Below are 25,305 nucleotides of genomic sequence, written 5' to 3'. Positions count from 1 at the left end.
ACATCAACCTCTGTCAGTAATAAAGAGAGCAAGACTATGAACCAGGCGACCCGCAAACCGACCACTGTCGGTGACGTATTACTTTACGAATATCTGGAGCCAACCGGCCTGAAGATTCTCGACTTAGCTGAGATGCTAAAAGTGCACCGCAACACCGTCAGCGCCCTGGTCAACAATAACCGGAAGCTGACGCCGGATATGGCTTTCAGGCTGGCTGCAGCCTTCGAAACCAGCGTTGAGTTCTGGCTTAATCTGCAAAACAGTGTCGATATCTGGGAAGTGATGCATGATGCCAGGGCACAGGAGGAGATCAGTCGCGTAACACCGTTGAAGGATTTTCTGGTGCAGAAAGAGAATCAGCTGGCGTGAAAAGCTTTATAACGCACTGGTCATGACGGGATTTGAAACGGGTCAATTATCTGTCAGCCGCTGGGTCAGGGTTAGCATCGGTTTACAGCCAGGATCATCACGTAACAAGGGAGCCAGGAAGCGATCTCTGGCTCGCCTTCAGTCAATTCAGCAACGATACCCTTACTCGTAATTGACCATCACTTCACTGCTCACCACCCTTAATCCGGGTGGTAGCGCCCCGCTTCCGGCAAAACCAAACACCATGTGCAGGGTCTCACCGGCGCTCAGATGTGCCAGCCCGCGCGTGGTGCCGCTGGCCCCCTCCAGGGAAGTGCAGCGCTGTTCGCCGCACAAGCGCACCTGCAGGCCGGACGGGGCCGGTCTGCTCAGCTGGTAACGCCAGTTAATGACGCTGACCTCCCCGCCAATGTCGGCGGGCGGCGTCAGCGGCTGCGCCCGTTGCCAGCTGCCGCGGTTCGCCAGCAGCGGCCCATTGGCCGTGGCGCTCCAGGCACCACCGGCCGCCTGCGCCATCAGTGGCAGCATCACGAATGCCATCACCAGCCAGCGCATTATTTGCCTCCGATGGTGGCAGTCATACGGATCTGACGGTTGTCGCTCAGCTCCAGATTAGAGAGCACCACCAGCTGTGGCAGATTGCGGCGCAGGAAACGCGCCAGCAGCGCACGCAGCGGATGATTGACCAGCAGTACCGGCGGCGCGCCCAGCATCTCCTGACGCTGCAATGCCGCCTGTGCCTGACTTAACAGCCGATCGGCCAGACCCGGCTCCAGTCCGCCACCGCCCTGCAACGCCTGTAACAGCAGACGCTCCAGCGTGGAATCGAGCCCGATAACCTGCACTTCGTCATTACCCGGGAACCACTGCTGAGTAATCGCACGGCCCAGCGCCACACGCACCACGCTGGTCAGCTCCTGCGGATCGCTCTGCACCGGCGCATGTTCCGCCAGCGTTTCGATAATGGTGCGCATATCGCGAATCGACACCCGCTCCACCAGCAGGTTCTGCAGCACCTTGTGCAGGGTGGTCAGCGAGATCACTCCCGGCACCAGATCTTCGGTCAGCTTCGGCATCTCCTGAGTCACACGATCCAGCAACTGCTGCGCTTCCTGACGGCCAAACAGCTCGCTGGCGAACTGGCCAATCAGATGGTTAAGGTGGGTTGCCACCACGGTACTGGCTTCAACCACGGTAAAGCCCTGAATCTGTGCCTGCTCTTTCAGCGCGCTATCAATCCAGACCGCCGCCAGTCCAAAGGCGGGATCAACGGTCGCTTCGCCTGGCAGACTTCCGGCAGCCGTGCCCGGGTTAATCGCCATCCAGCGGCCAGGATAGGCATCACCGCTGCCAATCTCCACCCCTTTCATCAGGATGCGATAGCGTGCCGGTGGCAGCTCCATGTTGTCGCGGATATGCACTACAGGCGGCAGGAAACCGACATCCTGAGCGACTTTCTTACGGATACTGCGGATACGTCCCAGCAGCTCACCGTTTTGCTGATGATCGACCATCGGAATCAGGCGATAGCCCACTTCCATGCCCAGCGTATCTTCCAGCTGCACATCGGTCCACGACGCTTCGGTGGCGGCTGGCGTATCCGCCGTTTTGGCGATGCCGCCCGTGACTTCCACTTTCTTCTTCGGCTGCATTTCGCGGCCGCGCAGCCACCAGGCCAGACCCAGTAAGGCGGCGGTGAACAGCAGGAAGACGAAGTTCGGCATGCCCGGCACCAGACCGAGCAGACCAATCACGCCGGCGCTCAGCATCAGCACGCGCGGATCTTTGAACAGCTGGGTGACCATCTGTTCGCCGACATCCTGATCGGTGGCAACGCGCGTCACGATAACACCGGCTGCGGTAGAGATAACCAGCGCCGGGATCTGCGCGACCAGACCATCACCGATGGTCAGCAGCGTATAGGTCTCTGCGGCATGACCCACATCCATACCGTGCTGCACCACGCCCACCAGCAGGCCGCCGATGACGTTGATCACCATGATCATAATACCGGCGACGGCATCACCACGAACGAACTTACTGGCACCGTCCATCGAACCGTAGAAGTCCGCTTCCTGGGTCACTTCGGCACGGCGGCGTTTGGCGTCATCTTCACCGATCAGACCGGCGTTGAGGTCGGCATCGATCGCCATCTGCTTACCGGGCATCCCGTCCAGCACAAAGCGCGCGCCCACTTCGGCGATACGGCCAGCACCTTTGGTGATAACCATAAAGTTGATGATGACGAGGATGATAAACACCACGATACCGATGGCGAAGTTACCGCCCACCAGGAAGTGACCGAACGCTTCAACCACCTGTCCTGCCGCGGCGGCACCCGTATGCCCTTCCATCAGGATGATACGGGTTGAAGCCACGTTCAGCGCCAGACGCAGCAAGGTAGAGAACAGCAGAATGGTCGGGAACGCCGCAAACTCCAGGGTCCGCTGGGTGAACATCGCCACCAGCAGGATCATGATCGACAGCGCAATGTTAAAGGTGAACAGCAGATCGAGGATGAACGGCGGTAATGGCAGAACCATCATCGACAGGATCATCAGGATCAGTACCGGCCCGGCCAGCACCTGCCACTGCATATCTTTAAAGTTGCCCGGTAAACGTAGTTTTGCGGCCAGGTTATTAGCCATCGTTTTTGCTCTCTCCTGCAAAGTCCATCTCTGCCGGAACCGGCAGGTTTTTTGGTTTGGTTGGGATCAGGCCGCCTTCGCGCTTCCAGCGACGCGACTGCCAGACCCACGCCAGCACCTCGGCCACGGCGGCATAGAGCGCGCCGGGAATGTGCTGACCAATTTCAGTATGTCGGTATAACGCACGCGCCAGCGGCGGTGCTTCCAGAACCGGGATGCGGTGTTCGGCAGCCAGTTCACGAATTCTCAGGGCGATCTCACCTGCGCCTTTCGCCACCACTTTCGGCGCACTCATCTTCTTCTCGTTGTACTGCAGTGCCACCGAGTAGTGCGTCGGGTTGGTGACGATGACATCGGCTTTCGGCACATCCGCCATCATTCGGCGTCGCGCTGCGGCGCGCATCTGCTGGCGGATGCGCCCTTTAACGTGCGGGTCACCTTCCTGCTGCTTATGCTCGTCGCGGATCTCCTGCATCGACATCTTCAGCTTTTTAAAGTGGCTGTGCAGCTGCCAGAAGACGTCATACCCGACCATCGGGATCAGCCCCAGCATCACCAGTGAACAGCAGACTGCGATCATCTCCATGCCGTGAATCAGCGCGGTGACGGGCGCTTCGCTGATCAGCCGCAGCATCTCGGGCCAGTGGCTCCAGATGTACCACCAGCCCACCGAGCCAACCAGAATAGTCTTGAGGATGCCTTTAAACAGTTCGGTCCAGGCCTGCGCCGCAAACATTCGCTTGAACCCAGCCATCGGGCTCATCTTCTTCAGGTCGAACTTGATCGATTTACCGCTGAAAACGATACCGCCCAGCAGCATGGGCGCGGCGATTGCCACCAGCACCAGACCGCCCATCAATGGCAGCAGCGCCATCAGTGCCTGCGTGATCAGGCTGCCGATGTGGCTGACGATAATTTTGTCATCTCTGACCATGCCGTGATCAAAACGGAGTCCGGTGGCGACCATCGCCGCCAGCCGGTGCGCCATCATGTTGCCGCCCATCCACAGGATCATGATGCCGGCCAGCAGCATCAGTACGGATGTGAGTTCGCGCGAACGCGGAATCTGGCCCTCTTCACGCGCTTTCTCAAGTCGGTGGGCCGTGGGCGATTCTGTTTTGTCTTCGTCGCTATCTTCAGCCACGACAAACCTCGGTTGGCAGGAATTCTGAGCATAGGATGCCAAATCTGGCTTAAGTTAAAGCGGAGATAAGATGGAGAAAACAGGCGTTCTTTCGGGGATGGGTCTGACAATGCGGAACGGGGCCACCCGAAGGTGACCCTGTTTATTATAACCTGCAGCTGTTTCGCCCGCCCGCAGGCGGACGAAACCTAGAACCCTAAGCTGTCCAGCAGGTCATCAACCTGATCCTGGTTCGCCACCACGCCCGGTGCATCGGCGTGAATCTGCGGACCGTTCAGCAGGCTGGTGCCTTCCTGACGCTTCTCAGCGCTGACTTCTGGCATATTCTCCAGCAGCACCATTAACAGCTGGCGCTCAATTTCCTGGATCACATCCATCATGCGCTTGATCACCTGACCGGTCAGGTCCTGGAAATCCTGCGCCATCATGATTTCAAGCAGCTGCTTGTTGGTAAAGGCGGTATGCTCTGGCACGGCGGTGAGGAATGCGCGCGTATCCGTCACCAACTCCCGCGCATCACCCAGTTCAATCGGGTTCTCAAACCACTCATCCCAACGCCCTTTCAGCTGGGTTGCCCCGGCTTCCATCTTATCCTGATGGGGTTGTGCTGCTTCAACACAGTTCAACGCACGATCGGCGGCCTGCGCCGTCATCTGCACAACATAATCCAGACGGTCGCGGGCATCAGGAATGGCTTCAGCCGCATCGGCTATGGCTTTATCCAGCCCCAGCTCGCGCAGGCTGTCGCGCAGCATGCGCGTCAGAGAGCCAATACGTGAAATGATGTCGTGTGCCGCGGCATCCTCAGTTGGTTTCGGAAAGTCGCTCATCACATCCCCTTACATGCCCAGTTTTTCGAAAATTTTACCCAGCTTTTCTTCCAGGGTTGCCGCAGTGAATGGCTTCACGACATATCCGCTGGCACCGGCCTGGGCGGCGGCGATAATGTTCTCTTTCTTCGCTTCCGCGGTCACCATCAACACCGGCAGCGAACTCATTGCCGCGTCGGCACGAATGGTCTGCAGCAGCTGCAGGCCATCCATGTTTGGCATGTTCCAGTCGGAAATCACGAAGTCGAAACCACCCGCTTTCAGTTTGCCGAGGGCATCCACACCATCTTCCGCTTCTTCTACGTTATTGAAGCCCAGCTCTTTCAGCAGGTTACGCACAATACGACGCATCGTATTGAAGTCGTCTACTACCAAAAAGCGCATGTTTTTATCAGCCATATCTACTCCTGAGTTGTCTCGCCCGGCGGGACGGGCCTGTTAAATACGCAATGCCTGTCCGGCGCTAATTTTCGCCAGCATGTGCTGGCTGATGTTGCTTAAATCCACGACTTCGCTCACGCCGCCTGTGGCAATGGCCTCACGCGGCATGCCAAATACCACACAGCTGGCTTCGTTCTGGGCGATAGTCCAGGCGCCTGCCCGATGCATTTCCAGCATCCCGGCGGCACCGTCGTTGCCCATGCCGGTGAGGATGACCCCCACCGCATTTCGTCCGGCGTAAGTTGCCACCGATTTAAACAGCACATCCACAGAGGGTTTGTGCCGGTTAACCGGTGGTCCTTCATTCAGTTTGACCACATAGTTGGCGCCACTTCGGGCCAGCTCCATGTGCATTGCGCCTGGCGCGATGTAGGCATGGCCTGGCAGAATACGCTCACCATCTTCAGCTTCTTTCACCGTGATCTGACACAACTTGTTCAGACGCTCGGCAAAAGAGCGGGTAAAGCCTGGCGGCATATGCTGGGTAATCAGCAGTGCCGGGCTGGTCGCCGGTAACGGCTGCAGCACATGGCGAATCGCCTCGGTACCCCCGGTTGAGGAGCCAATCGCAATCAGCTTCTCACTACTCAGCAGCGGGCCCGCTTTCAGCGTCGCCGGCACCGGCATCGCTGCACGGTTGTGCAGTCGGGCACGGGAGGCTGCACGAATTTTGTCGCCAATCATCTGACTGTAAGACAGCATCCCTTCGCGGATACCGAGCTGTGGCTTGGTGACGAAATCCACCGCTCCCAGCTCCAGCGCGCGCAGGGTAATTTCAGAGCCTTTCCCGGTCAGCGATGAAACCATCACCACCGGCATTGGCCGTAACCGCATCAGTTTTTCCAGGAAATCGAGGCCATCCATGCGCGGCATTTCCACATCCAGCGTCAGCACCTGCGGATTGAACTGCTTAATCAAATCGCGGGCGACCAGCGGATCGGGCGCCGTAGCGACCATCTCCATATCCGGATGGCTGTTGATGATTTCAGTCATCAACTGCCGCATCAGCGCAGAGTCATCTACGCACATCACGGTGATTTTGCTCATCATCTTTCCTTCGTCAGTCCATAGACGGTTTGCCCGCGCAGCCAGAACTCTTTACTGATCTGACTGAAGTTTTCTGAATGACCGGCGAACAGAATGCCGCCCGGCTTCAGGAGCGGGACAAACCGACGCAGAATCTTCTCCTGCGTCTCTTTATCGAAATAGATCATCACGTTGCGACAGAAAATAGCGTCGAACTGACCCGGCAGCGCCCAGTCATTGGCCAGCAGGTTAAGCTGCGCGTAAGTGACCATATTGGTCAGCTCGGGACGCGCCCGCACCATACCGGCATGAGGACCGGTGCCGCGCAGGAAGTAGCGCTGCATTTGCGCGGGTGACAGCGTACGCAGCTCCTCCTGGCGATAAACACCCGCCACCGCTTTTTCCAGCACCTGGGTGTCGATATCGCTGGCATGAACCTGGAACTTGCCCGGTCCGGTGCCCAGCGCTTCAGCCAGCGTCATGGCGATGGAGTAAGGCTCTTCGCCGGTTGACGCTGCGGTACTCCAGACGCTGAAGTTGCCCTGTCGCTTACGTGCATGCTCCGCCAGAATCGGGAAGTGATGCGCTTCGCGGAAGAACGCGGTCAGGTTAGTGGTCAGGGCATTGATAAACGCCTGCCACTCGGCACTGTTCGGATCGGACTCCAGCAGCGCCAGGTAGCGACCGAAATCATCGATATTCAGCGTACGCAGGCGACGAACCAGACGGTTGTAAACCATCTCACGCTTGTGATCGGCCAGTACGATACCGGCACGCTGATAGATCAGCTGGCTGATACGACGAAAATGCGTATCGGAGAGCGGTAAACGCTGCACCATTTGCGACAGCAGCGTTGTCGTCTCATTTTGATCTAAAATTGTCGATTTTTTCATCTCTGCACCTGGCCCGAACTCAATACATTATTTGTCTGCTGCGATGCCCGGCGGCTCAATGGCGGCCGGGCCACGGGCGTTTAAAAGGTTTCCCAGTTGTCGTCGCTGCGGGTAGCAGGCGAACGACCAACGGCTAACGGTGCATCTGACTGGAGAGTTTTCATCGCCGTTGTCTTGTTAACGGCCTGAGCGACAAATTCTTTACCAATATTGAACACTGATACCGCTTGTTTTAAGTGACTTGCCTGATCTTCGAGCGCTGCAGCCGCTGCCGCTGACTCTTCGACCAGTGAGGCGTTCTGCTGGGTGACGCGATCCATCTCGGTCACGGCAAGGCCCACCTGGTCAATGCCACGGCTCTGCTCGTCTGACGCTGAGGCGATCTCACCCATGATGTCGGTGACGCGGGTGACCGCGCTGACGATGTTGCTCATGGTGTCACCGGCGCTCTCTACCAGCACCGAGCCGGTATTAACGCGGCTAACCGAATCTTCAATCAGACCTTTAATCTCTTTGGCGGCCTGGGCGCTGCGCTGCGCCAGGCTGCGCACTTCACCGGCAACGACCGCAAAACCGCGACCCTGTTCACCGGCACGCGCCGCTTCAACGGCCGCATTCAGCGCCAGGATGTTGGTCTGGAAGGCGATGCCATCAATCACACTGGTGATATCGGCAATCTTTTTGGAACTGCCCGCAATTTCTTTCATGGTGGTGACCACGCCATCCACCACTTTGCCGCCCTGCTGCGCGGTTTCAGAGGCAGTCAGCGCCAGCTTGGACGCCTGACGGGCGTTTTCGGCATTCTGCTTCACGGTCGCGGTGAGCTGCTCCATGCTGGCAGCGGTCTGCTCCAGCGAAGCGGCCTGCTGTTCGGTACGCGAAGAGAGATCGTTATTGCCGATGGAGATTTCGCTCGCACCGGTATAGATGGCATCAGAGCCGTCTCGAACGGTACGCACGGTACGGACCAGCTCCTGCTGCATGTGCTGCAGCGAAGTGAGTAACTCCCCGATTTCGTTACGCACGCTAATCTCAACCGGCTGGGTCAGATCGCCCCGTGCGATGTGCTGGATATGCTCAATGCTCTGACGCAGCGGACGGATCAGCACCGAGCGCATCACGTTCCACACCAGGATAATCATCAGCAAGGTCACTGCCAGCGTGGCGATAACGATAGTGATGGAGCGGGTATACGCGTGCTGGTTGGCTTCCACACCCTGCTGAGACAGCGCTTTATTGTGCTCAAGCCACTCGCTGTAATCTTTCTGGAACTTGTCCTGGTAGCTCTGGGTCGGCTGATCTACAAAACCTTTGAAATTGCCGGCGGTGAAGAAGACCATCAGCTCCGCCAGCGCATCGTGATAGGCCTTGTAGTTCGCCTGTAACGCCCGGACGTTTTCGGCCGTTTTGCCTTCTTCTGACAGGTTATCGTTGAATATCTGATAGCTGACTTCAGCCTGCTTCAGCTCCTCGCCCGCCAGGGCGACCAGCTCCTTCACGCTGGCACCCGAGCCCGACATCTGTGCATCCTGCAGAAAACGGATACCGGCGCGGTTAAGGGTGTTGCGCGCCTGAACCAGCGAAACCCATGAGGTGCCCATCGCCTGTTGCAGAGTATTCAGGCGTTGGTTGTAGGCAAAATTCTCTTTATCTGAACTGACAGTTTTGAAAAACATTCCGCCGGAAAACAGCTGCAGCAGCGCAAACAGCGCCAGCACACACAGCAGGCCGGAGACGACTCGTACTCGACTAAACATAAACACCTCATTGGTTGGCGATTCGTGTGTATTTATCGGCGGAGACGGGGGGAACTTTATGCATGGCGACGGCTTTACGCCGCCGCCATGTTGAAAGAGGAAAAAATCAGGCGCGGGAAATTTTGAAAACGGAGACGGCCTGGGTCAGGACGCTGGCCTGCTGCTCCAGTGCGGCCGCAGCGGCGGCAGATTCCTCAACCAGCGAGGCGTTCTGCTGGGTCACGCGATCCATTTCGGTAACGGCCAGACCGACCTGCTCGATACCGCGGCTCTGCTCATCGGAAGCCGAGGCGATCTCACCCATGATGTCGGTAACGCGGGTCACGGCACCCACAATCTCATTCATGGTGCTGCCGGCGCTTTCAACCTGCAGTGAACCGCTGTTGACACGTGACACCGAGTCTTCAATCAGGCCTTTAATCTCTTTGGCGGCCTGAGCGCTGCGCTGGGCCAGACTGCGCACTTCACCGGCCACCACCGCAAAACCGCGACCCTGTTCACCGGCACGTGCCGCTTCAACCGCCGCATTCAGCGCCAGGATATTAGTCTGGAAGGCGATGCCGTCGATCACGCTGATAATGTCCGCGATTTTCTTCGAGCTGCCGGCGATCTCTTTCATGGTTGTGACCACGCCATTCACCACTTTACCGCCCTGCTGCGCGGTTTCGGAGGCGGTCAGCGCCAGCTGGGATGCCTGACGGGCGTTGTCAGCATTCTGCTTCACCGTGGCAGTGAGCTGCTCCATGCTGGCAGCGGTCTGCTCCAGCGAAGCGGCCTGCTCTTCGGTGCGGGCCGACAGGTCGTTGTTACCGGCGGCGATTTCGCTGGCACCGGTAAAGATGGCATCAGAGCCGTCACGCACATTCCCCACCGTCATCACCAGCGACTGCTGCATCTCATGAATGCCTGCTGCCAGCTGGCTCATCTCATTACGCCCCTCAACCACAATCGGCTGGGTCAAATCGCCGGAGGCAATAGCGCGTATCTGTGCCAGCAGCTGTTGCAGCGGCTGAATCAGCACCTGACGCAGGCCAAACCAGCAGGTAATAATCACCGCAAGCACCGCAACACCAATCGCGGCCAGCAGCCACATCATCTGTTTAAAGGCTTTCTGGTTCTGCGCCATTCCCTGATCGGAAAGCTCAGTCTGACGCGCACGCCATTTGTTGTAGCTCTCCTGCATCGCGACCTGTTTCTGCTCAATGTTCTGTTTAAACATCCCTTCCAGGTCACGCGCCTGCAGACTTTTTACCATCGCCTTCAGGCCGTTTTCGTAGTTAGCGTAATCCGCTTCAAGCGTGTCGCCCATGGTTTCGTCAAGACCTGACGTAGTTGGCAGATGGTAATAGATTTTAAAGTGGCGATCGGCTTCCGCTAACTGGGTATTGGCTTTGTTGATCAGCTCATCAAGCTGACCGCCGTTCATCTGCGAGGCCATGCTGGTCTGTAAGCGCAGCATGCCGCGGTTCAGCGTGGTACGGCTGTTGTTCAGTGAAATATAGGCGTCAGTCATCTCGGTGACATTGCGATTAGAGACCTGCGACAGCGCAAAGGACTCTTTGTCTTTATTGAGGGCTGACCAGAAAAGGCTGCCAGCGACTAACTGGAGCGCGCCAAAGATGACCAGGACTGCGATTAAACTGGTCACCACTTTTATTTTTTTTAACATCTTGTTCCCCTGCAGGTTAATTTAGGTGCAGCGGCTATATCGGCGATGTAACAGGATTAATTAACGCTATTCAGCGCTTTCAGGAGAGAAGTGGCTTTTGTAATTATTTTTATCAGCATGAGCTGCTGAGTTTGGCTTTACGCAGAGGAATCGCGAGGGGTTGCTGCGCATCCCGCAGGATGCGCAGCGTGACATCAGAAGGTTTCCCAGTGAGTATCACTGACCGGCGCCGTCAGGGCTTTGCGTGGTGCCAGCGCCGCCGTGGCGGGTGCGGCAATCGGCAGATGCTTTGTCAGCGTCTGCTGCAACGCGCCGCGTTTAATTTTGAAGACCGACACTGACTGACTTAACCGGCTGGCCTGATCTTCCAGCGAAGCGGCTGCGGCTGCGGACTCTTCCACCAGCGAGGCGTTCTGCTGGGTAACGCGATCCATCTCAGTGACCGCCTGCCCGACCTGATCGATACCGCGACTCTGCTCGTCCGACGCCGAGGCGATTTCACCCATGATGTCGGTGACGCGCGTAACCGCACTGACGATATCGCTCATGGTTTCCCCGGCGGTGCCGACCAGTTGCGAACCGACATTGACCCGGTTCACTGAGTCATCGATCAACCCTTTGATCTCTTTTGCCGCCTGGGCGCTGCGCTGGGCCAGATTACGCACCTCGCCCGCGACCACGGCAAAACCGCGACCCTGCTCTCCGGCACGCGCCGCTTCAACGGCGGCGTTAAGCGCCAGAATATTGGTCTGGAAAGCAATGCCATCAATCACGCTGGTGATATCGGCAATCTTCTTCGAACTGCCAGCGATTTCGCTCATGGTTTTCACGACACCCGCCACCACGTTGCCGCCTTTTTCTGCGGTTTCTGAGGCGCTGAGTGCCAGCTGTGATGCCTGGCGGGCGTTTTCGGCGTTTTGTTTCACCGTGGCAGTGAGCTGCTCCATGCTGGCCGCCGTCTGCTCCAGTGACGCCGCCTGCTGTTCTGTGCGGGCAGAAAGATCATTGTTTCCGGCAGAGATCTCGCTGGCACCGGTGAAAATCGCATCCGAGCCGTCACGCACATTGGTCACCGTGCGCACCAGTGACTGCTGCATGTCATGCAGACTGGCCGCGAGCTGAGTCATCTCATTGCGCCCTTCCACCACAATCGGCTGGGTTAAATCGCCCTGGGCGATATGCTGGATGTGATTAATGCTGCTGTTGAGGGGTGTCATCACGATTTTGCGCAATCCAAACCAGCAGAGCACGATCACGGCGACCACGACGGCCATGATGGTGGAGAGGATCCACATCATACGGCTGTAAGCAGAACTGTTCTCTTCAACACCAAGCGTAGTCAGGCGATTCTGATCGGCTCGCCATTCACGGTAAACCGTCAGAAACGCACTCTGGCTTGGCGCCACCGGGGCTTTACCGGCCGCAATCAGATCGTTTGCCTGTAGCGCCGTCTGCAACTGATCCAGCGCAGCGCCATAGTCGCTGTAGCGCTGCTCCAGCTGGTTGTTTAACTCACTATTCTGTCCCGGCGTATCGGGTGTCTCTTTAAAGACTTTGAAAAAACCGGCGGCCGCCTGCTGAAAGTTTTTGCTGTCGTCAAACAGCGTGGCGACATCGGCCGTTTTGCCTTCCAGCTTACTGGTGGCGAAACGCAGCTGAATACGGGTCAGCAGCACCCGGCTCTGGTTAAGACTCATATAGGCGTCGTTGAGCGACTGCGTATTTTGCATCGCCAGCTGCGACACGGCGAAGCTTTGCTTGTCGTGGCTTAATGCGGAGTAGAAAACAGAACCGGAGAAGGCCTGTAACAGCCCAAACACCAGCAACACCAGTAACAGGCTGGTGACAACACGGATTTTCGTTAACATGAGTAACCCTGAAGAAAGTAGGTAATTAAAGTGACTGAGGGATTATCGGCAGGTGACAGCGGGAAATTAGAGTGCAATGCGGCTTTATTCTATGAATAGAAAGGAATTATCGCTCTGTGAAACTATCACGGGCCAGCCATAACCGGCCCGTGATGATTCAATTACGCGCTACGCAGGTTATCCACCAGCGCCATCTCGTCGCTGCTCAGCAGCTTCTCAATGTCGACCAGAATCAGCATGCGATCGCCCAGCGCACCCAGACCGGTCAGGTACTCGGTGGACATGGTCACAGCGAACTCTGGTGAAGGACGGATCTGATCCTGGGTCAGCGACAGCACATCAGAGACGCCGTCAACCACGATACCGACCACGCGATTTTCCAGATTCAGCACGATAACCACGGTGTTTTCATTGTACTCAACATCGGGTTGCGCAAACTTCACGCGCAGATCGATAATCGGCACGATAACGCCGCGCAGGTTAGTGACGCCGCGGATAAATTCAGGGGTATTTGCGATACGCGTTACCTGATCGTAACCGCGAATTTCCTGAACTTTGAGGATATCGATGCCGTACTCTTCGTCGCCCAGCGTGAAGACCAGAAACTCCTGACCCACAGTTTCGCCAGCGATTTTTGTCACGGTTGCCATTCCATTCATGTTATTTACCCTTTCGTTATCAATCAGGCGGCAGCGCCAGCCACACGTTTTTCACGGTTAAGTGATTGCAGTGCTGAAACATCAACAATCAGCGCCACGCTACCATCGCCAAGAATGGTGGCGGCGGAGATGCCCGGCACTTTGCGATAGTTACTTTCCAGGTTCTTCACCACCACCTGATGCTGGCCAATCAGCTGATCGACCAGTAGCGCGTAACGTTTGCCCGCGCTTTGCAGGATCACCACGATGCCCTGAGTGGCCTCGGTTTTGGCATCCTGCACATCAAAGACGTTCCACAGCTCGACCAGTGGCAGATATTCGCCACGCACTTCCAGCACGCACTCGCCACCGGCCAGCGGTTTCAGCTCTTCGGCGCGCGGTTGCAGCGACTCCATCACCGCATTCAGCGGCAGAATAAAGACTTCATCGGCCACACGAACGGACATCCCATCAAGGATGGCCAGGGTCAGCGGCAGCAGGATACGAATGGTGGTGCCTTTGCCCTGCTTCGAGGCGATCTCGACGTGACCGCCCATCTCCTGAATATTTCGTTTCACCACGTCCATACCGACGCCGCGTCCTGAAACATCCGTCACCTGCTCTGCGGTGGAGAAGCCCGGTGCGAAGATCAGCATGCCGACCTCTTCGTCGCTCATGTTCTCGTGAACCGGCAGGCCCGATGAGAGGGCTTTAGCCAGAATACGTTCACGGTTCAGACCGGCACCATCATCAGACACTTCAATGCAGATGTTGCCGCCCTGATGTTCCGCTGAAAGCGTCAGGTTACCGGTTGCCACTTTACTGGCCACCAGACGTTTCTCTGGCGTTTCGATACCGTGGTCAAGGCTGTTACGCACCAGGTGCGTTAATGGATCGATGATGCGCTCAATCAGGCTCTTATCGAGTTCGGTTGAGCTGCCCAGCAGCGTCAGTTCGACCTCTTTGCCGAGTTTGCTGGCCAGGTCACGCACCAGACGCGGGAAGCGGCTGAAGACATATTCCATTGGCATCATACGAATCGACATCACCGATTCCTGCAGATCGCGGGCGTTACGCTCCAGCTGACCCATGCTGTTCAGCAGGTCACCGTGCGCGACCGGATCGAGTTCGCCGGAACGCTGAGCGAGCATTGACTGGGTAATCACCAGTTCGCCCACCAGGTTGATCAGCTGATCGACCTTCTCCACCGCAACACGGATGCTGGTGGATTCGCTCGATTTGGCAGGGGCCGCGACGCGCTTACTTTCACGCTTCACTGCGGCCACCGGCAGTTCGGTGACGGTGGCAGTGTGAACGTCTTCCACCACCGGTTCGGCCTCGGCAGCAACAGCAACTGGCGCGGCAACGGCTTCGTCTGCTGCCGGGAAGCGGATCTGTGCTTCGTCGATGACGAAGCAGAGCACCGCCACGATGTCATCTTTACCGACGCCATCAATGCAGACATCCAGCGTGGTGCTGCCTTTCTGTACGTTGGTCAGGGTGCCGAGATTACTCATCTCTTCCAGCATCAGATCGACCTCTTTCTCTTTGAGATCGATCAGCTGTACACGCAGGCCGCTGGTGCTGGCCGGTTCTGCGCTGGCAGTGGCAACACTGGCCGGAACATCAACCGGCAGACCTTTGGCCTCTAGCGCCAGCTGGCGCAGCGCTTCACAGATATATTTGAAGCTCTCCGCGTTAGGCTCCTGCGCGGTTTTATAAGCATCGAGCTGTTCCTGCATAATATCTTTGGTTTCCAAAAACAGGTTGATGATGTCGGTGCTGAGCTGCATCTCGCCGCGACGAGCACCATCCAGAATGTTTTCCAGGATATGAGTCGTTTCCTGTAATACCGTAAAACCAAAGGTTCCGGCCCCACCCTTAATGGAGTGAGCGGCACGGAAGATGGCGTTAAGCTGTTCCGAATCTGGCTCCTGCGGGTCTAAGCCCAACAGGTGTTGTTCCATATCCGCTAATAGCTCATCGGCTTCATCAAAAAACGTCTGGTAAAAATCGCTGATGTCCATACTCACGGGAATCACCTCGGCTGTGAGGGGGCTGCTGTATTCACCGCGCCGCCTGGTGTTGCAGGTGCGGTAATCTGTTCAATGGCCGCCGGATCGCTGATCTGGACGGCATCACTTTCTGCGTTCTCTTTTTCTATTGCCGCTTCGGTGTCGTGGTTCAACACCAGCAGGCTGATGCGGCGGTTAACGGCGTCATTACCGCCACGATTTTTCAGGCGCATGGTGTCGGCCATACCCAACACCCGTAAAATTTTTCCGCTGTCTAAGCCGCCCATCACCAGTTCACGGCGTGAGGCGTTAGCACGGTCTGTCGACAGTTCCCAGTTGCTGTAGCCTTTGTCACCGCTGGCATACTGAAAATCATCGGTATGTCCGGCCAGGCTGATGCGGTTCGGAATGTCGTTAAGGACTGGCGCTATCGCACGCAGAATGTCGCGCATATAGGGCTCAACCTCGGCCCGACCGGTCTTAAACATCGGGCGATTCTGGCTGTCGATAATCTGAATACGCAGCCCCTCTTCCACCATGTTGATGATCAGATGCGGGCGCAGCGCTTTCAGACGCGGATCCGCTTCAATCAGCTGGTCGAGCTTTTCACGCAAACGGTTAAGACGAATCTCATCCAGCTTGCGTTTCTGGGCGTCCATATCGACGACTTTGTTCACTTCGCCAATCTTTTTGGTCGGATCATCACCGCCGCCGGGGATCGGGCTCTCGCTGTCGCTGCTGCGCGCCCCGCCGGTAATCGCTACCTTCAGCGGTGTTTTGAAGTAGTCTGCTATCTGCACCAGCTCCTGCGGGTTGGCGATTGAGAGCAGCCACATCACCATAAAAAAGGCCATCATCGCCGTCATAAAGTCGGCGTAGGCAATCTTCCACGATCCGTGGCTGCCTTCATGGCCTTTATGTTTGCGCTTTTTGATCAGCACAATTGGGCGATTGCCGTGTTTCATGAAGCCTCGTCTGAAGTCTGTTTAGCCGGGTTCTTGGCGTTACGTACGTGCTCTTCCAGTTCGCTGAACGACGGACGCTCGGCGGAATAGAGCGTCTTACGACCAAATTCCACCGCAATCTGCGGCGCGTAACCATTCAGGCTCGACAGCAATGTCACCTTAATGCACTGCATCATCTTGGTGGTTTCCGCACACTTCTGACGCAGCACTGACGAGAGTGGAGAGACAAACCCGTAGGCCAGCAGGATGCCCAGGAAGGTGCCCACCATCGCATGCGCGACCAGCGCACCGAGTTCAGCGGCTGGACGATCGGCCGAAGCCAGTGCATGGACCACGCCCATTACCGCGGCGACGATACCGAATGCCGGAAGACCATCACCCACTGCAGCAATACTTTGCGCTGGTACGTCGCACTCGTGTTCGTAGGTCTCAATCTCTTCATCCATCAACGCTTCGATTTCAAAAGCGTTCATGTTGCCGCTCACCATCAGGCGTAAATAGTCAGTAATAAAATCCACTAACTGTTTATCGGCAAGAATGCGGGGATAATTAGCAAAAATTTCACTCTGGCTGGGATCTTCAATATCGCGTTCCAGCGATAACATGCCCTGCTGACGCGACTTCGCCATCAGGCGATAAAGCAGCGCCATCAAATCCATGTAAACCGCTTTGTTGTACTTGGAGCCGCGAAATAACTTAGGCAGCGCCTTCAGCGTTTTTTTAATCGACTTACCGTTGTTGCCGACTAAAAAAGCACCGGCACCGGCACCGCCGATCATTAATAATTCGGCTGGCTGATAAAGCGCGCCCAGATGGCCACCTACCAGCGCATATCCGCCCAACACGGAGCCTAAAACAATCAGGTAACCTATAATTATCAGCACAAAAAAATCCTTACGTCCGTAACGTGTTGGTGGAAGTTAAGCCAGAGAGCCGCAGATGTTATTCCTGAACCGCAAGCAAAAAAAAAGCAGCGGTATTAACCGCTGCTGGATGGCTTCCACAGTGCGAACAAACTTAAACGGCGTGTTTAACCTGTTCATCCAGCAGTTGTGGAAACATATCGGCAGGTTCTGCAGAAAGTTTACGTCTTTTTACTGCCCGTGATGGTGGCTGGCACAGGCTGCAGGTAAAGCTGCCAACCGGCTGATGCGCATGATTAATAAAGCTGCCGTTGCAGCTTTTACAATCTGCCAGTTCCAGCATACCGCTATCAACGAATCGGACCAGGGTCCAGGCACGAGTCAGCGCCAACAGCGGGCCCTCGTCCGATTGAGGACACTGTTCAAGATACAGGCGGTAAGCTTTAATCACGGCATCGACGCCGCTGCACAACCCGGTTTTCAGCAAAAACTTCCAGGCGTTACAGAACATAGAAGCATGAATGTTCTGCTCCCACGTCATAAACCAGTCCGTAGAGAACGGCAGCATACCTTTCGGTGGCGGACTGCCACGTAATTCTTTATAGAGCTTGATGAGACGACCGCGGCTCAGTTGGGTTTCGCTCTCAAGCATCTGTAAGCGGGCACCTAATGTAATGAGCTCCATCGCGAGATGAATATCACGTGCTTCCTGAACAATACTTTTCTCACTCATGACATTGCTCTCTTTTTAGCAGGTGCATCATCTTTATCTTTAGACGCATTACGCAGTAAACGGCTCGATAATAAAATGCCGGTGTGGATTTGTTGTAAATCATCCACGCGTGATTCCTGCGTCAGGCGATTAATGGTGCTGCTATCGGTAAAACGAAACTGGCAAACCAGTTGATTGGTTTCCGCCATTTTTACCATCTCAGGCAATGTTAATTCAGATAATGCATTCGCCATTTTCTCGTCAATTCCGAGGCGAAACATTGCAGAAGCTTTATCCTGGTTAATTAAACGCTGCGCAAGCAGTAAATAAGACAAGTTGAGATCGTAAATATGTTTCAGTACTTCAGAGGTGCCCATTATTTTTCCATCCTGAGAGATGCGACGTAACTGTATCGCAGAATAAATCTGCGGTTCGAGCTGCTGTTTGTTAAATCAAAAGATGGCAAAAAAAACTTCACGTAACGTTAATGTCACCGTTTTCGCCTTCCATTTTTGTGTGGGTTTCAGACCCACCGAAGGTCGAAAATCCATGCCATTTTATTTTCGAGTTCTGGACATCTTCCGTGACGTCTTCTTACATTTTTTAGGACTATTCCGAAAACAACGCAAATCTATATCGTCTGATTTCGACATACAACGACAGTGATGTGAAATTTTAGATAAAGTGTGACGCAGATCACACTTTTAACGCAAATTTCTTCAGCAACCCTTTACCATTACTTACCGACTGGTCATTTTTTGAGCAAAAAAGCCCGATTTTAAGTCCAATTGGTCCTGAGAAAGGTTTAATAGGGGGTAAAAGCATCGCTATTCGACGCTTTGCGCAGTCCGGAATGAATATCGGGTGTTAATCGTTTTAACACCCTATTTAGAACCACCCAAAGAAAGGTTATCAGCATATTATGCTGCTGCGACCTTCAGGTATTTGCTTTTAAATTAGTTACTTAAGGGGAGTATCGCAGAGGGTGAGTAATGAAATCGTTAAGGTTTATACGGCAGCAGGTCAGATTTCTGGCAACCTGACGTTAACAGTGGTGGCGGGGTGTACAGACTCTGATTCCCACTGTAACAAGGGGTTATATAAGAAAGTCGAATGAATTAACGAAGGGTTATGCGTTGGCACTATCACTATCGGCAGCCTGAAGAGAAACTTGAGTAAAGAAGGTAAAGAAAGCGGCAGGGGCTGACAGGACGGGGATTTCCGGGCTTACCTGCATTTATCGGGCCACTCCGGGCAGCCACTGACGTTACCAGCGTAGAATCGAAGCAAACGGTCATTAACAGATAGCAGGCGAGTTTTCTGTGACCTGGACCAAAAAAAAGCAGCGACGCCGTAGAGGCGCCGCTGCTTTCATAACCCTGAGTCAGAACAGATATCAGGCGAGTTTTGGGAAGGTCGCGACTTTATTAACCGTGTTGTGGTCAACGCTGCGCGGTTCAATGCGTTCCAGGTCTTTCAGGAAGCCTTCACGCCAGGCGGTAATATCATTTTTACGCAATACCGCCATCATATCGTTGTAGCGTGAAATCCTTTCGGTACGCGGCATAGTAATCGCCCTATCCAGCGCGGCGGCCACTTCATCACGGTCATACGGATTCACAATCAGCGCGGAGGTGAGCTCGTTAGCCGCACCCGCAAAGCGCGACAGCACCAGTACACCGGGATCATCAGGGTCCTGCGCAGCCACGTACTCTTTCGCCACCAGGTTCATACCGTCACGCAGCGGCGTAACCAGACCGACATCGGTCAGACGGAAGATTTTCATCAGCAGTCGACGGTCAAAATGCTGGTTAAGGTAGTAGAGCGGGGTCCAGCCCAGCGTACCGTATTTACCGTTGATGCGCCCTGCTTCGGTCTCCAGCTGATGACGGATATCCTGATACGCCTGCACATCGCCGCGCGAGGTCGGTGCAATCTGCGAGTAGCGAATTTTGCCGCGATGCTGCGGGAAGTTCTCCAGCAGCGCTTCATAGGCAAGAAAACGCTCAGGCAGACCTTTGGAATAGTCGAGACGTTCGCAGGCGATAATATTGCGTGCATCGCCCAGCTCTTTCTTCATGGCGGCCATTTTCGGTGGCAGCGGCCCTTCGGCCATCTCTTTAATACTGTCTGGCTCAATCCCGATAGGATAAACCTCAGTCATAAAGGTGTTGCCAAAGGCGCGATGTTTTTTGTCGCCCTTATTCTGCAACTGTGTAAGCTGGCTGACGCTGTCGAGGAAGGCCACCCGATCCGATTCGGTCTGGAAACCCAGCAGGTCATATTCGCACAGCATTTCCAGAAGCTCTTTGTGCGGCGGCAGCGCATTAAATATTTCAGGCGTCGGGAACGGAATATGCAGGAAGAAGCCGATGCGGTTATTAATGCCCGCCCGACGCAGCGCGGCTGCAAACGGTAAAAAGTGATAATCGTGGATCCAGACAATATCATCCGGCTTGATCAGCGGTTTTAAACGCTGTGCCACCGCATCGTTAACGTCGCAATACCCTTCCCAGGCTTCCCGCTGGAACTGAACCAGGTCAAGGCGATAATGGAATGCGGGCCAGATGACAGTGTTTGAGAACTGGCAATAGTAGAGATCGTAATCGTTCTGGCTCAGCGGGAACGAGGCATACTCAATACCCTCATGTTCCTGAACCGTGACTTCTTCCACCTCTTCGCCTGTGTACTCGCTGATTTCACCGTTCCAGCCAAACCACAGTCCACCGGTGCTTTTCAGTGCATCGAGAATACCGACGGCCAAACCGCCAGCGCTGGTTTTTGACCCATCGGGCATGGCGACACGGTTAGATACAACCACTAAACGACTCATAACCTAAACTCCTTACCGACGTTGTCTTGATCTGATAGTAATAATGTTCTTTCCAGCCAGCCGTAAACCGCATCGACATCATGAAGCCGATAATGGGCCTGGGTGGAACCTTCTCCGACTTTGATCGAGACGCCCTGCCGTGCGTTCACGGCCAGAAAGCCCTTTTCATCCGTCAGATCGTCGCCAATAAAGACCGGCGTACGTCCGGCAAAAGGGGGCTGCTGCATAAAGTCGCTAATTGCGGCGCCTTTATCGATACCTGCCGGTTTAATCTCTACCACACATTTCCCCGGCTGAAGCGCCAGTCCGGGAAAACGTTTCACTGACTGTTCAGCCAGTCGCATCACATCCTGCTCATGCTGCATCGCCTGGCGGTAGTGAAGTGCGAAAGCCATGCCTTTTACCTCCAACTGGGTGCCAGGCCAGGATGCCATGGCATCCTGCAATTCCGCCCTGAGCGATTGCTCCACCTCGACCGGCAGGCTGATGCGTTGCAGATTACCCTCTGCATCACGGCGCTCTGCACCATGTACGCCCGCAGCCGGGCCGTGCCAGGGAGCGGCCAGCGCATCAAGTTGTTCTATGGGTCTGCCGGAGACCAGCGCCAGCGCGCCCTGCGAGAGTGCAGAGAGCTGCTGCAGTTGCGCGATGACCTGCTCAGGAATAAATACCGCTTCGGGACGGGACTGAATCGCTGCCAGCGTGCCGTCGACATCAAAAAAGAAGGCGTACTGCCCGCCGCTTAATGTCGGGTACCTGGCATGGGTGTCTGCCGCTTGGGTCACGTTACTTCTCCTGAAAATCGAATTTTAATAAAACATTGAGTTAAAACAAGAATGTCCTGACGCAGTCAGGTCAGCAAGCGGGAAATTCTGATAAAGCGGTGAGTGAGGGGTAAAACGCGGTAACGGGATAGGTCACTCTCCTCAAACTTGCAAGCGCATTGCTGACAATACTGGCTAACTGAGAACATCTTCACAGTAAGTGTAGTCATTAACAGGGGTTATGCCAGAAAGATGCAGGTTTCATGCCAGCCGCTGCGGTTAAGTCAGCATAAAAGCACCATCCAATTCTGCTGCGCTTCCGATGATCAGGCCAGACACGATCCGCTGCTGACTGGAGTCGCACACGTATCGCACCCGGCAGAGTCGGCACTCCTCAAACCTTAAGCTTCTTAAGGTATTCCTAATATTGAAAGCGCATTCTCGTGACACTTTTATTACTCGGGTTCCTGCTCACATGGCGTTTACTCTGAAAAGGCCGCTGATTAGCCGCCTTACGTTGCTGATTCTGGCTGCGGTTTATATCGCGGTTTTCCTTAACATTGTCTATTACCGTCAGGTGCTGGCGGTGATGCCACTGAACGACCTGCACACCACACTGGTATTTTTATCGATGCCGCTGGTTGCCTTTAGCGTGATCAATATCGTGATTACACTGGCCTCGTTTATCTGGCTGGATCGGCTACTGGCCGCGCTGTTTATTCTGCTCTCCGCGTCGGCACAGTTCTTTATTCATACCTATAACATCGTGATTGATCGCTCGATGATCACCAACATGATGGATACCACCGCCTCGGAATCTTTTGCGCTGATTACGCCAAAGCTACTCGTAACCCTGCTCAGCTCAGGCGTGCTGATGGCGTTGCTGGTGTTCTGGCCGCGACTTAAAAAGCAGCAGTGGCGTGGCGTGCTGGCGCGACTGCTCAGCGTGCTGCTGTCAGCAGCGCTGATTGTGCTGGTCGCCCTGCTCTTCTATAAAGATTACGCCTCGCTGTTCCGCAACAACCGTGAACTGGTAAAGGCGCTTAGCCCCTCTAACAGCATTGCGGCGACGCTCTCCTGGTATAAGCATGAGCAGTTACAGAACGCGCCGCTGATACGCATTGGTGAAGATGCGCATCTGCAGCCCAGCCGCAGCAGTGGCAAACCGAATCTGACTATTCTGGTGCTGGGAGAGACCTCACGCGCGCAAAACTTCTCGCTGGGCGGTTACGGTCGTCTGACCAACCCCTTACTGGCGAAAGATGATGTGATCTATTTTCCGCACACCACCTCGTGCGGGACCGCGACGGCGGTCTCCGTGCCCTGCATGTTCTCCAACATGCCGCGCGCCCACTATGATGATGTGCTGGCCGCGCATCAGGAGGGATTGCTGGATATTATTCAGCGCGCCGGCATCAGCGTGTTGTGGAATGAGAATGATGGAGGCTGTAAAGGTGCCTGCGATCGGGTTCCGCATCAGGACATGACCAGCCTGAACCTGCCCGGCATGTGTATTGACGGTGAGTGTTATGACGACGTGCTGTTCCACGGTCTGGATGAATATATCAGCCAGTTAAAAGGCAACGCAGTGATTGTGCTGCACACCATTGGCAGTCATGGTCCGACTTATAGCCATCGTTACCCGCCGCAGTTCCGTCAGTTTGAACCGACCTGTGACACTAATCAGATTCAGGACTGTTCGCAACAACAGTTGATCAACACCTATGATAATACGCTGGTCAATGTGGATCACATCGTCGATAAAGCCATTAACGTACTGCGTGCACATCAGGACCGCTTCACCACCAGCCTGGTCTATCTGTCTGACCACGGCGAATCCCTGGGTGAAAATGGTGCTTACCTGCATGGCCTGCCCTATGCTATCGCGCCGGACACCCAGAAACATGTGCCGTTGCTGATCTGGCTTTCCGATGATTATCAGAAACGTTATGCGGTTAATCGCGGCTGTCTGAATAAACTGGCGGCGACAGACGATTTTTCACAGGATAATCTGTTTTCAACCATGCTGGGATTAACCGGCACCGCGACCCACGAATATGTGCCTGCGGATGATATTTTGACGTCGTGTCGGAGCCAACCTTAATGAAGATACTGATTGTTGAAGATGATGCCTTGCTGCTGCAGGGTCTGATGCTGGCACTGGAAGGCGAAGGCTATGTCTGTGATGGCGTTACGCGGGTGCGGGATGCTGAAGCGCATTTCGCCAGCGGCCTGTATAGCCTGGTGGTGCTGGATCTTGGCCTCCCGGATGAAGATGGACTGCATTTTCTGATACGACTGCGGCGGCAGAAGAAGATGACGCCGGTGCTGATCCTGACCGCACGCGACACCATCAGCGAACGCATTGCCGGACTCGACGCAGGCGCGGACGACTATCTGATCAAACCGTTCTCGCTGGATGAGTTGCTGGCGCGGATCCGCGCCCTGATTCGCCGCCACGTCAATCAGGGCGACAGTCATGTCAGAGTGGGTGCGCTGGCGCTGGATATGACCCATCGCCAGATTACGCTCAGCGACGTGCTGCTGGATCTGACACCCAAAGAGTTTGCGATTCTGTCACGGCTGATGCTCAAGGCCGGGAATCCGGTTCACCGTGAAATTCTCTACCAGGATATCTATAACTGGGAGACCGAGCCTTCTACTAATACCCTGGAAGTGCATATCCATAATCTGCGCGACAAAATCGGCAAAAGCGCTATCCGCACCGTGCGCGGTTTTGGCTATGCGCTGGTGACGCAGGATGGCGTTCGTGAGGCAACATGATAAGACGTTTCGATCATCGCAGTATGCGCTTTCGCCTTATCCTGACCATCGGTCTGATCCTGCTGGTTTTCCAGGTGATCAGCGTGGTCTGGCTATGGCATGAGAGTAAAGAGCAGATTCAGTTTCTGGTGGAAGCGCAGCTGCAGAAGCGCAACATGGACAGTCACGTTAAGCGTGAAGTGCATGAAGCGGTAGCGAGCCTGGCGGTGCCAAGTCTGGTGATGATTACCCTGACGCTGCTGCTCTGCTATCAGGCGGTGAAGTGGATTACCCGGCCGCTTTATCAGCTGCAGCGTGAACTGGAGAGTCGCAGCGAAGAGAATCTTGATCCCGTCGCCTGCCACAGTCAGGTTCAGGAGATCGATGCGGTGACGCAGGCGATAAACCAGCTGGTCGCGCGTCTGAACAGCAGTCTGGAGCGCGAACGGCTGTTCACCGCCGACGTGGCACATGAGCTGCGCACGCCGCTGGCGGGATTGCGGCTGCATCTGGAGTTAATCGAACGTAACAGCGATGTCAAAGTTCAGCCGCTGGTGCAGCGCCTGGATCAGATGACGCACAGCGTGTCGCAGCTGCTGAATCTGGCGCGTGCAGGACAGTCTTTTACCTCTGGCACCTATCAGAACGTGGGGCTGATTGAAGATGTGATCCTGCCAATGGAGTCGGAGCTGAGTATTATGCTGGAGGCGCATCAGCAGACGCTGGTGCTCGATCTGCCGCAGGAGCAGTTTGTGCGCGGTGATGCCACGCTGCTGAAGATGTTGCTGCGTAACCTGGTCGAGAACGCCCATCGCTACAGCCCGGATAACAGCACCATCAGTGTGCAGCTGATGTTAACTCCTCAGCCGATGCTGGTGGTGGAAGATCAGGGGCCGGGAATTGATGAGAGTAAAAGTGGCGAGCTGAGTAAAGCGTTTATCCGGATGGACAGTCGCTACGGCGGTATCGGACTCGGGCTGAGCATCGTCAGCCGCATCGTCCAGTTACACCGGTTTCAGTTTTTCTTAGAGAACCGCCGCGACCGAAGCGGTTGTCGTGCCGTGGTGAAGTTTTAAGCGCTGAACCAGGCGGAGAGGAACAGAACGA

At 55.3% G+C, this 25,305-nt stretch carries 22 protein-coding genes; 4 read left to right on the top strand and 18 right to left on the bottom strand.

What is annotated here, in order from left to right; all coding sequences use genetic code 11:
• Positions 1-36: 36 nt before the first annotated feature.
• Positions 37-369 carry a HigA family addiction module antitoxin gene (locus ACK13D_RS15485; protein WP_010258577.1) on the top strand — a complete coding sequence of 111 codons (333 nt, stop codon included), beginning with the start codon at positions 37-39 and terminating at the stop codon, positions 367-369.
• Positions 370-531: 162 nt separating this feature from the next.
• Here the strand turns inward: ACK13D_RS15485 and flhE are convergent, their stop codons facing one another.
• From flhE to otsB, 18 genes are all read right to left on the bottom strand, one after another.
• On the bottom strand, positions 532-924 hold the full coding sequence (gene flhE / locus ACK13D_RS15480) for a flagellar protein FlhE (protein WP_050679619.1): 393 nt from the start codon (positions 922-924) through the stop codon (positions 532-534).
• The gene (gene flhA / locus ACK13D_RS15475) at positions 924-3,017 is read right to left on the bottom strand and encodes a flagellar biosynthesis protein FlhA (protein ID WP_010258569.1); all 2,094 of its coding nucleotides are present in this window, start codon (positions 3,015-3,017) and stop codon (positions 924-926) included. The genes flhE and flhA overlap by 1 nt, the downstream gene beginning before the upstream one ends.
• Complete coding sequence (gene flhB, locus ACK13D_RS15470; RefSeq protein WP_010258565.1) at positions 3,010-4,161, bottom strand: flagellar biosynthesis protein FlhB; 1,152 nt, start codon at positions 4,159-4,161, stop codon at positions 3,010-3,012. The genes flhA and flhB overlap by 8 nt, the downstream gene beginning before the upstream one ends.
• A gap of 188 nt (positions 4,162-4,349) precedes the next feature.
• Positions 4,350-4,991 carry a protein phosphatase CheZ gene (gene cheZ, locus ACK13D_RS15465; RefSeq protein ID WP_003849160.1) on the bottom strand — a complete coding sequence of 214 codons (642 nt, stop codon included), beginning with the start codon at positions 4,989-4,991 and terminating at the stop codon, positions 4,350-4,352.
• 9 nt (positions 4,992-5,000) lie between these two features.
• The gene (cheY, locus tag ACK13D_RS15460; RefSeq protein ID WP_010258559.1) at positions 5,001-5,390 is read right to left on the bottom strand and encodes a chemotaxis response regulator CheY; all 390 of its coding nucleotides are present in this window, start codon (positions 5,388-5,390) and stop codon (positions 5,001-5,003) included.
• Positions 5,391-5,429: 39 nt separating this feature from the next.
• Complete coding sequence (locus ACK13D_RS15455) at positions 5,430-6,479, bottom strand: protein-glutamate methylesterase/protein-glutamine glutaminase (RefSeq protein ID WP_010258555.1); 1,050 nt, start codon at positions 6,477-6,479, stop codon at positions 5,430-5,432.
• The gene (gene cheR / locus ACK13D_RS15450) at positions 6,479-7,351 is read right to left on the bottom strand and encodes a protein-glutamate O-methyltransferase CheR (RefSeq protein WP_010258551.1); all 873 of its coding nucleotides are present in this window, start codon (positions 7,349-7,351) and stop codon (positions 6,479-6,481) included. The genes ACK13D_RS15455 and cheR overlap by 1 nt, the downstream gene beginning before the upstream one ends.
• Before the next feature lie 80 nt (positions 7,352-7,431).
• The gene (locus tag ACK13D_RS15445; RefSeq protein ID WP_010258548.1) at positions 7,432-9,108 is read right to left on the bottom strand and encodes a methyl-accepting chemotaxis protein; all 1,677 of its coding nucleotides are present in this window, start codon (positions 9,106-9,108) and stop codon (positions 7,432-7,434) included.
• Between the two features lie 106 nt (positions 9,109-9,214).
• Complete coding sequence (locus ACK13D_RS15440; protein WP_022625501.1) at positions 9,215-10,777, bottom strand: methyl-accepting chemotaxis protein; 1,563 nt, start codon at positions 10,775-10,777, stop codon at positions 9,215-9,217.
• Between the two features lie 194 nt (positions 10,778-10,971).
• Positions 10,972-12,645: a methyl-accepting chemotaxis protein gene (locus tag ACK13D_RS15435; protein ID WP_010258543.1), complete on the bottom strand. Its 1,674-nt coding sequence runs from the start codon at positions 12,643-12,645 to the stop codon at positions 10,972-10,974.
• 161 nt (positions 12,646-12,806) lie between these two features.
• Complete coding sequence (gene cheW / locus ACK13D_RS15430) at positions 12,807-13,304, bottom strand: chemotaxis protein CheW (protein ID WP_010258541.1); 498 nt, start codon at positions 13,302-13,304, stop codon at positions 12,807-12,809.
• Between the two features lie 23 nt (positions 13,305-13,327).
• Positions 13,328-15,310 (bottom strand): chemotaxis protein CheA, encoded by a 1,983-nt coding sequence (cheA, locus tag ACK13D_RS15425; protein WP_418796835.1) that lies wholly within the window; start codon positions 15,308-15,310, stop codon positions 13,328-13,330.
• An 11-nt stretch (positions 15,311-15,321) separates the two neighbouring features.
• Positions 15,322-16,263, bottom strand: coding sequence for a flagellar motor protein MotB (gene motB / locus ACK13D_RS15420; RefSeq protein WP_010258536.1), 942 nt, complete (start codon positions 16,261-16,263; stop codon positions 15,322-15,324).
• Positions 16,260-17,147 carry a flagellar motor stator protein MotA gene (gene motA, locus ACK13D_RS15415; RefSeq protein WP_003849139.1) on the bottom strand — a complete coding sequence of 296 codons (888 nt, stop codon included), beginning with the start codon at positions 17,145-17,147 and terminating at the stop codon, positions 16,260-16,262. Before motA ends, motB begins: the two co-directional genes overlap by 4 nt.
• 133 nt (positions 17,148-17,280) lie before the next feature.
• Positions 17,281-17,859, bottom strand: coding sequence for a flagellar transcriptional regulator FlhC (gene flhC, locus ACK13D_RS15410; protein ID WP_010258532.1), 579 nt, complete (start codon positions 17,857-17,859; stop codon positions 17,281-17,283).
• Entirely contained in the window at positions 17,856-18,215 is a 360-nt protein-coding gene (gene flhD / locus ACK13D_RS15405; protein WP_060680403.1) for a flagellar transcriptional regulator FlhD, read from the bottom strand. Before flhD ends, flhC begins: the two co-directional genes overlap by 4 nt.
• Positions 18,216-19,234: 1,019 nt before the next feature.
• Positions 19,235-20,671, bottom strand: coding sequence for an alpha,alpha-trehalose-phosphate synthase (otsA, locus tag ACK13D_RS15400; RefSeq protein ID WP_060680405.1), 1,437 nt, complete (start codon positions 20,669-20,671; stop codon positions 19,235-19,237).
• A complete protein-coding gene (gene otsB, locus ACK13D_RS15395) occupies positions 20,668-21,456 on the bottom strand; it encodes a trehalose-phosphatase (RefSeq protein ID WP_033757959.1) in 789 nt (262 codons plus the stop codon). Before otsB ends, otsA begins: the two co-directional genes overlap by 4 nt.
• 454 nt (positions 21,457-21,910) lie before the next feature.
• Here otsB and eptA point away from each other — a divergent pair, with 454 nt between their 5' ends.
• From eptA to pmrB, 3 genes are read left to right on the top strand one after another with little or no spacing between them, the layout of a single operon-like run.
• On the top strand, positions 21,911-23,539 hold the full coding sequence (gene eptA / locus ACK13D_RS15390) for a phosphoethanolamine transferase EptA (RefSeq protein ID WP_010258522.1): 1,629 nt from the start codon (positions 21,911-21,913) through the stop codon (positions 23,537-23,539).
• Positions 23,539-24,219 carry a two-component system response regulator PmrA gene (gene pmrA / locus ACK13D_RS15385; RefSeq protein WP_010670822.1) on the top strand — a complete coding sequence of 227 codons (681 nt, stop codon included), beginning with the start codon at positions 23,539-23,541 and terminating at the stop codon, positions 24,217-24,219. Before eptA ends, pmrA begins: the two co-directional genes overlap by 1 nt.
• Positions 24,216-25,274, top strand: a complete 1,059-nt coding sequence (gene pmrB / locus ACK13D_RS15380; RefSeq protein WP_307514914.1) for a two-component system sensor histidine kinase PmrB — start codon at positions 24,216-24,218, stop codon at positions 25,272-25,274. Before pmrA ends, pmrB begins: the two co-directional genes overlap by 4 nt.
• Positions 25,275-25,305 lie beyond the last annotated feature (31 nt).

Origin of the sequence: Pantoea sp. K16 (genome assembly GCF_048452805.1) — a bacterium.
Taxonomy (GTDB): domain Bacteria; phylum Pseudomonadota; class Gammaproteobacteria; order Enterobacterales; family Enterobacteriaceae; genus Pantoea; species Pantoea agglomerans.
Note: the sequence above shows the minus strand (reverse complement) of the source record. Positions and strands in the feature narration are given on the sequence as shown.